At 71.5% G+C, this 7,265-nt stretch carries 6 protein-coding genes; 1 reads left to right on the plus strand and 5 read right to left on the minus strand.

Features of this window, described 5'->3' with window-relative positions:
• The 5 genes from DW299_RS10040 to gabT all read right to left on the minus strand — a co-directional run.
• Positions 1 to 528, minus strand: a 528-nt coding sequence (locus DW299_RS10040) for an aldehyde dehydrogenase family protein (protein WP_136036499.1), incomplete at its 3' end; no start/stop codon positions are given.
• 24 nt (positions 529 to 552) lie between these two features.
• The gene (locus DW299_RS10045; RefSeq protein WP_136036500.1) at positions 553 to 2,100 is read right to left on the minus strand and encodes an APC family permease; all 1,548 of its coding nucleotides are present in this window, start codon (positions 2,098 to 2,100) and stop codon (positions 553 to 555) included.
• Entirely contained in the window at positions 2,100 to 2,984 is an 885-nt protein-coding gene (locus DW299_RS10050; protein ID WP_136036501.1) for a universal stress protein, read from the minus strand. Before DW299_RS10050 ends, DW299_RS10045 begins: the two co-directional genes overlap by 1 nt.
• Positions 2,984 to 4,366, minus strand: a complete 1,383-nt coding sequence (locus DW299_RS10055; RefSeq protein ID WP_136029586.1) for a flavin monoamine oxidase family protein — start codon at positions 4,364 to 4,366, stop codon at positions 2,984 to 2,986. The genes DW299_RS10050 and DW299_RS10055 overlap by 1 nt, the downstream gene beginning before the upstream one ends.
• Positions 4,367 to 4,458: 92 nt before the next feature.
• Positions 4,459 to 5,820, minus strand: a complete 1,362-nt coding sequence (gene gabT / locus DW299_RS10060) for a 4-aminobutyrate--2-oxoglutarate transaminase (protein ID WP_205814365.1) — start codon at positions 5,818 to 5,820, stop codon at positions 4,459 to 4,461.
• A gap of 93 nt (positions 5,821 to 5,913) precedes the next feature.
• Between gabT and DW299_RS10065 the strand changes: the two genes are divergently transcribed.
• Positions 5,914 to 7,265, plus strand: a 1,352-nt coding sequence (locus DW299_RS10065; protein WP_136036502.1) for a PucR family transcriptional regulator, incomplete at its 3' end; no start/stop codon positions are given.

A 7,265-nucleotide genomic window follows, 5' to 3' on the forward strand; every position in this document is an offset into this window, starting at 1 on the left:
GGCGAGCGCCGGCGCGATCTTGCGGGTGGCCATCGCGAACGGGAAGTTCCACGGGGTGACGAAGAACGACGGCCCGACGGGGCGCTGCGACACGATCATGTGCCCGGTGCCCTCCGGGTTCAGACCGTAGCGACCGCTGATGCGCACGGCCTCCTCGCTGAACCAGCGGAGGAACTCGCCGCCGTACGCGACCTCGCCGCGCGCCTCGGCGAGCGGCTTGCCCATCTCCAGGGTCATCAGCAGCGCCAGGTCTTCCTTGTGCGCCTGCACCAGGTCGAACGCGCGGCGCAGGATCTCGCTCCGCACGCGCGGAGCGGTGGCGGCCCACTCGTCCTGAGCGGCCACCGCGGCGTCGAGCGCCCGGATGCCGTCGGCGGGCGTGGCGTCGGCGATCGTGCGGATCACCTGGTTCGTGGCCGGGTCCTTGACGTCGAACGTGGCGCCGGTCTCGCCGTCGATCCACTGTCCGCCGATGAAGAGTCCAGTGGGGATGCTGTCGAGCAGCGCCTGCTCGGTCTGAGTGCTCATGGGTTCTCTTTCTGTGAGTGGGGGCTAGGGGCGACGACGCCGGCTCGGCGGCGCGTCGATGCTCAGCGTCTGTCCGCGGAAGAACGCCGGGCGGCGGATCGCGTTCCAGATCATCACCGCGATGCCCACGACGATGATCAGCATCCCGAGGATGAACACGATCCCGACGCCGCCGATCTCCGACCCCGAGCCGTAGGCCGGGTCCATCGAGTCGATCAGCGTGGTGAAGAACAGGATCGCGAGGATGATGCCACCCACCAGCGGGAACAGGAACGTGAAGAAGACGTTGCGCGCGGAGTCGAACCACTGCTTGCGGAAGTACCAGACGCACGCGAACGCGGTGATGCCGTAGTAGAAGCAGATCATCATGCCGAGCGTGAGGATCGTGTCCCACAGGGTGTCCTCGCTGACCACGCGCATGACCGCGTAGAACGCCGAGGCGACGATGGCCGAGACGATCGTGGCGTAGCCGGGGGTGAAGAACCGCGGGCTGACCTTCGCGAACGACTTCGGCAGGGCGCCGTAGTGGCCCATCGCGAGCAGGGTGCGCGCCGGACCGACGAACGTCGACTGCAGCGACGACGCCGAGCTGGTGAGCACCGCCAGCGACACGAGGAACGCGAGCGGCCCGAGGATCGGTCCGGAGAGGTGGAAGAACACGTTCTCCTGGATGTCACCGTTGCCGAGGCCGAGCTCGCCCGTGCCCACGCCCGCGAACATGATCATCGCGACGGCGAGGAGCAGGTACAGCGAGACGATCGTGAGCACGGTGACCGTGGCCGCGCGGCCCGGCGTCTTCTCCGGGTCCTTCGTCTCCTCGTTCATGGTGAGCGTGACGTCCCAGCCCCAGAAGATGAAGATCGACAGGGAGAGACCGGCCGCCACGGCGCTGAACGACGAGATCGCGAACGGGTTGAACCAGTTGAGGTCGAACGGCTGGTAGTCGAAGCCGTTGCCGCTCACGGCCTGGGCGATCGCGGCGACCGCGAAGAACACCAGCACCAGGATCTGGAAGCCCACCAGCCAGTACTGCAGCTTCTGCGTCGTCTGCATGTCGCGGTACGACACCCACGTCGCCCCCAGCATGAACAGCAGGCACACGCCGATGTTGATCCACGTCACCCCGGCCAGGTCGGCGATCCCGGCGTTGCCCGTGATCTGCGACAGCAGCAGGAACAGGAAGTCGACGGCGACCCCGGCGAGGTTCGACAGCACCAGGATCGTCGCGACGACCAGGCCCCAGCCGGCCATCCAGCCCACCCAGGGTCCGAACGCGCGGGCGGCCCAGGTGAAGGACGTGCCGGAGTCGGGCATGCGGTTGTTGAGCTCGCGGTAGCCGAAGGCCACCAGGAGCATCGGGATGAAGCCGACGAGGATGATCGCCGGGATCTGCGCGCCCACCTCGGACGCGGTGGGGCCGACGGCGGCCGTGAACGTGTAGGCGGGGGCGATGCACGAGATGCCGATCACGACGGCGCCGATGAGGCCGACGGTGCCGGCACTCAGGCCCTTCGTGGAGATGCCGGTCGTGACGCCGGATGCGGGCTCCGTCGCCCGGTTGGTGCTGCTCATCAGCGGTCTCCTGCTTCGTTGCGGGTGCGCGGGACGACGATCATGGGAACGGGCAGCTCGTGCAGCATCTTCGCCGCCGTGGAGCCCAGGAACAGACGGCGCGGCTGTGCCAGGCGGCTCGAGCCGACCAGCACCACCTCGCCGGGGAGCCAGGAGAGCCCGGCGACGGCGTCTTCGACCGTCTCGCCCGGTGCCTCCTCGACGACGGCGCCCAGGCCGTCCGGCAGCTGCTCGGCAGCGACCGCGAGCACCCGGTGGGCGTGCTCGCTGCCGGCCAGGCGGATCGCGCCGGTGTCGAGGCCGGGCGGCACGTCGAACGGCACGAGCGACACGAGTCGCAGGGAGACCTCGGCCGCCCCGGCGAGGGCGACGGCCTGGTCGAGCACGCCCTCCGCACCCGGACGCGTGCCGACCGCGACCGTGACGCGCGGGAGCACGTGGTCGTCCTGCTGCGCGAGCCCCGACGGCGCGAGGGCGACCGGGATCGGCGAGGAGTGCAGCAGCTCGGATGCGACGCTGCCGAGGCGGTGACGGCCGAAGAGGCCGCCGCCCGCGGTGCCGATCACGATCACGCTCGCGTCGAACTCCTCGCCCGCCGCGATGAGCCCCTCCGCGAACGACTCGGAGAACCGCACGTGGCCGCTGCGCACCAGCTCCTGCGGGAGCCGCACGACCGCGTCCTGCAGCCACTTCCGTGCCTGCGTGCGGATCACGTCCTCATACGCGCGCTCCGGCGGGACGGCCGCGCTGCGGGTGCCCTCGGTGGGGAGCACGATCACCAGGTGCAGCGTCGCGCCGATGCTGCGGGCCAGCCGGGCGCCCAGCGCCGCGGCGTCCGCCCCCGCGTCCGTCGCCGTGTAGCCGACGACGACCGAGCCGGTCATCAGCCGATGCTCTCGGGAGCGCCGGCCTCGCGGCGGGCGTCGACGATGTTCGCCGCGACGAGGTGGCCCATGCGGATCGCCCCGTCGACGTGCTGGTAACCCGCTCCGGCCATGTCGCTGCAGGCGAAGTGGATCGGTCCGACCGGCGTGCGCAGGTCGGCGCCGTAGCGGTGCAGCCCGCCGAGGTCGAAGCTCGCGGCGTACGCGCCCCGCGTCCACTCCTCGCTGCCCCAGTCGCTCTCGTAGTACACGACCGGGTTCTTGGCCTCCGGGCCGTAATAGTGCGAGAGCGACTCGAGGATGCGCTCCTTGCGCTCCTCGGCCGACAGCTCGAACACGCCGTCGGCGTTGGCGTCGGAGACGAAGCCGACCAGGGTGCCGCGCTCGTCGCCGTGGTTGGTGTTGTCGTACGCCTCGTGCGAGAGCTCGTACGGGCTGAACGCCGTGCCGCTCAGGCCCTGCTCGCGCCAGAACGGCCGGTCGTAGACGGCGTGCACCTTGATGACGAAGCCCATCGACAGGTGCTGGTGCAGCTGGTGCTGGCGACGCGGCAGCGGCGGGACGAAGGAGATGCGGTTGTAGAGGATGGGGGCGTGCGCGAGGATCGCGTACCGTGCGCGGACCGTGAGGTCGTCGGTGGTCGCCACGACCCCGTCATCCGACCACTCCAGGCTGCGGACGGGCTGGTTCAGCAGCACGTCCTCCCCCAGGCGCTCGGCGAGACGCAGCGGCACCTGCTGCAGGCCTCCGACCACGCGCTTGTCGAGGATGAAGTCGGCGTCGACGAGGTTCGAGTAGGAGCCGGCCGAGGCCGCCATGAGCAGCGACTGCAGCAGCGAGAAGGAGTGCGTCGGCTTGGTCAGCATCGCCGAGCCGGTGGCGAAGGCGAGGTTGCGTACGGCCTCGTCGTCGTCGGTCTGCGAGCGCAGCCAGGCGTCCCACGAGATGGAGTCCCACTCCGCCGCGTTCGGGTGCTCCCACGGCTTGTCCGGGTCGATCTCGGCCACGAGGGCGTCGAGGATGCCGGTGATGCGGGCGATCACGGCCTCGGTCTCCGGCGACACCGGGAACATCTCGCCCGTGAAGCGGTGCGCCTGCCCGTCGGGGCCGACGTAGACGCTGTCGCCCTCGCGGTAGCGGCTGTAGGTCTCGAGCCCGAGCTCCTCGATCGCGTCCTTCAGGGCGTCCTGGTCGGGCGACACCCACTGGCCGCCGATCTCGAGCATGGCGCCGTCGATCACGTCGGTCCACAGCCGGCCGCCCACGCGGTCGCGGGCCTCCAGCACGGCGACCGACAGGCCGGCCTTGCGCAGATCGTTGGCGGCCGTGAGCCCTGCGGCTCCGGCGCCGACGATCAGCACGTCGCGAGTGATCTCAGCCATCTGCAACTCCTTCGTCGTCGGGGGATGTGGGGGATGAAGTACCGGCCGCGTCCCGAAATCCCCCGATCCGGGGACGCGGCCGGACAGCGGGGTCAGGCCGAGGCGAGCGCCTGCGCGACGACGTCGAGGCCCTCGTTCAGCAGCTCGTCGCCGATCGACAGCGGCGGCAGGAAGCGGATGACGTTGCCGTAGGTGCCGCACGTGAGCACGATCACGCCCTGCGCGATGCAGGCCTTCGCGACCGCGGCGGTGAGCGCGGCGTCGGGGGCCTTGGTCTCGGGGTCGACGAACTCGGCCGCGACCATCGCGCCGTGTCCGCGCACGTCGCCGATGCGGGCGTCGTCGGACTGCAGCGCGGTGAGGCGGCCGATGAGGATCTCGCCGATCTCGCGGGCGCGCTCGATCACGCCGTCGTTCTCGAACACGTCGATCGCGGCGAGGGCCGCGGCGCACGCGATCGGGTTGCCGCCGTAGGTGCCGCCGAGGCCGCCCGAGTGCGAGGCGTCCATGATCTCGGCGCGACCGGTGACCGCGGCCAGCGGCAGGCCGCCCGCGATGCCCTTGGCCGTGGTGATGAGGTCGGGCTCGATGCCGAAGATCTCACTCGCGAACATGTGCCCCGTGCGGGCGAAGCCGGTCTGCACCTCGTCGGCGATGAACACCACGCCGTTCGCGCGGCACCACTCGACGATCGCGGGGAGGAAGCCCTCGGCGGGGACGATGAAGCCGCCCTCGCCCTGGATCGGCTCGATGATGACGGCGGCGAGGTTGTCCGCGCCGATCTGCTTCTCGAGCTGCAGGATCACGCGGGCTGCGGCCTCCGCGCCCTCGAGGCCGTCGCGGAACGGGTACGACATCGGGGCGCGGTACACCTCGGGGGCGAACGGGCCGAAGCCGCTCTTGTACGGCATCGACTTGGCGGTCAGCGCCATCGTGAGGTTGGTGCGGCCGTGGTAACCGTGGTCGAACGCCACGACGGCCTGGCGTCCGGTGTGCTTGCGGGCGATCTTGATCGCGTTCTCGACCGCCTCGGCGCCCGAGTTGAACAGCGCGCTCTTCTTGGCGAAGTCGCCGGGGGTGACCCGGTTCAGCGCCTCGGCGACCCCGACGTACGACTCGTAGGGCGAGATCATGAAGCACGTGTGGGTGAACTGCGCGGCCTGAGCGGCGACGGCCGCGGCGACCTTGGGGTGCGCGTTGCCGACCGTGGTGACGGCGATGCCGGAGCCGAGGTCGATGAGCGAGTTGCCGTCGGCGTCGACGACCACTCCGCCGCCCGCGGCGACGGCGGCGACCGGCACGGTGTGGCCGACACCGGCGGCGACGGCGTCGGCCTTGCGGGCGAGGACCTCGGCCGAGCGCGGGCCCGGGAGTTCCGTGACGAGGCGACGCTCCTGCGGGAGGTCGGGGCCGCCGAGGGGGGTTGCGGGTGCTGCGGTGTCGAGGAGTGCCATGTCGCGAGCGTACGACCGCCGCCGGGAGGGTCGCATTCGCCGGCCTGTACAATCTGAGCAGCGGATTCGCCACCTCGTACAAACCGGAAGCCCATGGCCCCCACCGACGCCCCCACGCTGCGGTCCCTGCTCCAGCGCAGAGACCTCGGCCTGACGCTCGTGTCCGACGAGCACGCCCTGCCCGACGGCGCCCTCGACCGGCCGCTGCGGTGGGTGCACGGCTCCGACCTCGCAGACCCGACGCCCTTCCTGTCCGAGGATCTGGCGCTGCTCACCACGGGCACGCAGTTCGACGGCGCCGCGGACATCCCCTCCTACGTCGGGCGGCTGGCCGACCGCGGCGTGCTCGGGCTCGGCTTCGGCACCGAGGTGCACCGCTCCGGGATCCCGGACGAGCTCATCGCCGCCTGCGCCGCATACGGCATCCCCCTGTTCGAGGTGCCCTACCGCACGCCGTTCATCGCCGTCGCCCGCGCACACTCCGAGGCCATCGCGGCCCAGGCGTACGTCCGCCGTTCCTGGGCGCTGGACACGCAGCGCGCGCTCGCCCTCGCCGCCCTCCGCCCGCGCGGCCTCGACGCGATCGTCGCGGAGCTCGGCCGCCGGCTCGACGTCTGGGCGGGCATGTACGACGCGGCAGGGGCGCTGCTGTTCGCCCATCCGCGTGATGCGGTCGACACCGCCACGCTCGATCTGCTCGCCGACCGCGTGCTGGAGATCCTGGGCCGTGGACTGGAGGCGGGGCAGTCTCTCACGATCGACGCACACACCTTCATGCTCTTCACCGTCGGGCGCGGAGGGCACCTGCGCGGGGTGATCGCGGTCGCCGCCGAGACGCTGGACGCGGAGGCCCGGTCGGTCGTGACCTCGGTGATCGCGATGGCCGGACTGGCGCTGGAGCAGAGCGAGCAGCTCGCCAGGAGCCGTCGCCGCCTGCACACCCAGCTGCTGCAGTCGCTGCTGGCCGACGACCCCGCGCTCGCCCGCCGCGTGCTCGGCGCCCTCCCTCCGGCACCGATCGTGGTGGCGGTCGCCGCCGACGCCCCGGCCGGACCGCTGGTCGACTGGTGGGAGCGGCGCCGGGCGGACCACGGCACGGTGTCGTTCCTGGCGGAGTCGCCCGAGGGCCTGACGATGTGCGTGTCCTCGGGCGACGAGGGGCTGTTGGACGAGGTCGCCGAGCGCTTCGGCATCCGCATCGGAGTCTCCGGCCCCGAGGGCTACGCGGTCTTCTCCCGTGCGCACGCCCAGGCGCTGACGGCCCTGCGGCAACCCGCGTCTGCGGCCGTCGTGCGCTACGCGGACACCGTGGGTGCGAACATCCTCACGGCGCTGGCGACCGACGAGGCGCGGCTGGTGGCGGAGTCGCGCCTGGCGCCGCTGCGCGAGCAGGACGCAGCGGTCGGCACCGGGCTCGAGCACACGCTGCGGGTCTGGCTGGAGCC

The organism is Microbacterium sp. K35 (assembly GCF_004794375.1).
Taxonomy (GTDB): Bacteria; Actinomycetota; Actinomycetes; order Actinomycetales; family Microbacteriaceae; genus Microbacterium; species Microbacterium sufflavum.